Source organism: Paenarthrobacter sp. NPDC058040 (genome assembly GCF_042885775.1).
GTDB lineage: Bacteria > Actinomycetota > Actinomycetes > Actinomycetales > Micrococcaceae > Arthrobacter.
In genome coordinates, this window is sequence record NZ_JBHVRN010000038.1 from 1 (window position 1) to 2,531 (window position 2,531).

Sequence of the window (2,531 nt, forward strand, 5' to 3'; positions counted from 1 at the left end):
ACGAAACGGATGTCCCTGGGGTACTTGTACGGGGCGATGGTTTGCTTCACGAAGTCCTGGATCTCCTTGCGCTTCGCAGCGTCACCGCTGACGCCCTCCCGCAACACGATGAACGCGCACACAATGCTTCCGCGCTGTTCATCAGGAACTCCGATGACCGCGTTCTCCACCACGTCCGGGTGCTGGTCGATGGCGGCCTCAACCTCGGGACCGCCAATGTTGTACCCCGAGGAGACGATCATGTTGTCCGAGCGTGCCTGGTACGTGAAGTACCCGTCCGCATCCATGGAGAACGTGTCCCCCGTGACGTTCCAGCCACGGACCACGTAGTTGGCCTGGCGGGGATCGTCGAGGTACCGGCAGCCAGTGGGCCCAATGACAGCCAAGCGACCCATGTTGCCCGGCGCGAGTTCGTGGCCGTTTTCATCAAGAATCGTGGCCCGATATCCCGGCACCGCCTTACCTATGGCGCCCGGGCGGATGTCATCCCCGGCAGCGGAGATGAACACGTGGAGCATCTCGGTTGCGCCGATGCCGTTGACCAGACGCAGGCCGGTAGCCTCGTGGACGGCCTCCCACGTTTCCTTGGACAGGTGTTCACCCGCGGAAACGGCAATCCGGAGGCCCCTCAACAGGTCACCGCGCTTCTCCTTGAGGATGGCCCGGTAGGCCGTCGGAGCGGTGAAAAGCACTGTGGCACCGGCTTCGGCTGCCCGCTCGGCCAGTTCCACCGGTCCCGCCTTCTCCGTCAACAATGCGGATGCGCCGAACCGCAGCGGGAAGACCACCAGTCCGCCCAGGCCGAAAGTGAAAGCAAGCGGAGGCGAACCAGCAAAAACGTCGTCCGCCGTGGGCTCCAGGATGTACCGGGCAAAGGTGTCCGCGTTGGCCAGGATGTCCCGGTGGAAATGCATGGTCACCTTGGGCACACCCGTTGTCCCGGAGGTCGGACCCAGCAGGGCAACGTCGTCAGAGGACGTGTCCACCGCGGTGAACTCCCCGCTCTTGCGCGAGCAGCGGGCGGCGAGGTCGCCGTCGTTGTCTTTTCCGTAGGTCAGGACGGTGACGTCATCACCTGCGGCGACCGCCAACTCGTCCACGAAGCGGTGGTCCGAAACCGCCACAACAGGCTTGGTCAGCTCGATGATCGTGGATACCTCCGTCGAGCGCAGCATCGGCATGGTGGTCACCACCACGGCCCCGGCCTTGAGGACACCCAGCCATGCCGCGACAATCCACGGATTGTTGGGGCCACGGAGCAGGACACGATTGCCCGGGACGACGCCGAGGTCCTCGGTGAGGACCTGCGCCACCTGGTTGGACCGGGTCTGGAGCTCTCCGTACGTCCAGACAACGCCGTCGGGAGTGCGGAGGGCGGGCCGGTCAGCCCCGTACTCGGCCACGGTCTCGTCGATCAGTACGGCGGCCGCGTTGAGCCGTTCCGGGTAGTGGAGTTCGGGGAGGGTGAATTCGAACGCCGGCCAAGTATCGGCGGGCGGGAGGTGGTCGCGGGTGAACGTGTCCACGTGGGCAGATGCCGAGAGCGTCATGGCCGTTCCTTTCGTTGGTGCATCGCTAAAACTGATGGAAGTAAGTTGCAAGTCACGACCCGGATTGCGCCGTGAAATGTGGAGAGGGATCCTTGCGCCTGGCGACACGGGGTTCAGCCGCGGATCATGCCTTCTTGGGCAACCGTGGCAAGCAATCTGCCTTGCTGATCGAAGAAGCGGCCCATGGCCAAGCCCCGGTTGCTTTGGCCGGAGATGGCTTCCTGGGCGTACAGCACCCAGTCGTCCACCCGGCCGTCGCGGTGGAACCACATGGAGTGATCCAGGCTGGCGGTGGCAAGGCCGGGACTGGACCAATTGAGGCCGTTGACCCGGAGCAGCGGTTCCAGGATGGTGTAGTCACACACGTAGGCGAGGGCTGTCCGCTGAAGATTGGCATCATCAGGCAAGGTGTCGAACGCCTTGACCCAGATCGCCTGCTGCGGGGCGGTACCGCCCTCCAGCTCAACGTATACCGGACCAGGAATATGCCGCATGTCGAAACTACGGCCGGTTCCCCAATATTCGGCGGCCGGGCCTTCGCTTTCGGTGAGCGCCTCCGCTGCGGAGCGCAGCGATTCAGGCTCGACGGCGGCAGGCGCCTCGGGCTGGAAGTCCGGCCCGCCTTCGGGAACCTGGAAGGAACCCATCGCGGCATATACGGGTTTGCCGTTCTGGAAACCCCGAACCGTGCGGGTGGAGTAGCCGCGGCCATCCCGGAGGCGTTCCACTTCGTAGCGGACCGTCGAACCGATGTCCACCGGGCGCATGAAGTAGCTGTGCATCGAGTGGAGCTGCCTGTCCGCGTCCACCGAGCGCATCATTGCCGCTGCGGCTTGGGCCACCATGTCTCCACCGTAAGCCTTGGGCCACGGAACGTACTGGGTGGTGGCCTCGTAGGCTTCGTCGAAGACCTGGGCCTCCGTCCTTGTCAGCTCAACGGCCCGCAGGAAGGTCTCCGAGGTCAGGGTTCCCGTGATCATG

The 2,531-nt window shown here is 64.4% G+C and carries 2 protein-coding genes; both read right to left on the reverse strand.

Annotated elements, in window-relative coordinates; translation table 11 throughout:
• The coding region (locus ACFVSJ_RS24320; protein ID WP_387439689.1) for an AMP-binding protein at positions 1-1,550 on the reverse strand (1,550 nt) is incomplete at its 3' end.
• A 113-nt stretch (positions 1,551-1,663) separates the two neighbouring features.
• Complete coding sequence (locus tag ACFVSJ_RS24325; RefSeq protein WP_387439690.1) at positions 1,664-2,530, reverse strand: acyl-CoA thioesterase; 867 nt, start codon at positions 2,528-2,530, stop codon at positions 1,664-1,666.
• Position 2,531: the final 1 nt, after the last annotated feature.

Bases quoted from the DNA above. Each gene is read 5' to 3' on its own strand.
- ACFVSJ_RS24325 (WP_387439690.1), bottom strand. From the start codon at position 2,530: ATGATCACGGGAACCCTGACCTCGGAGACCTTCCTGCGGGCCGTTGAG.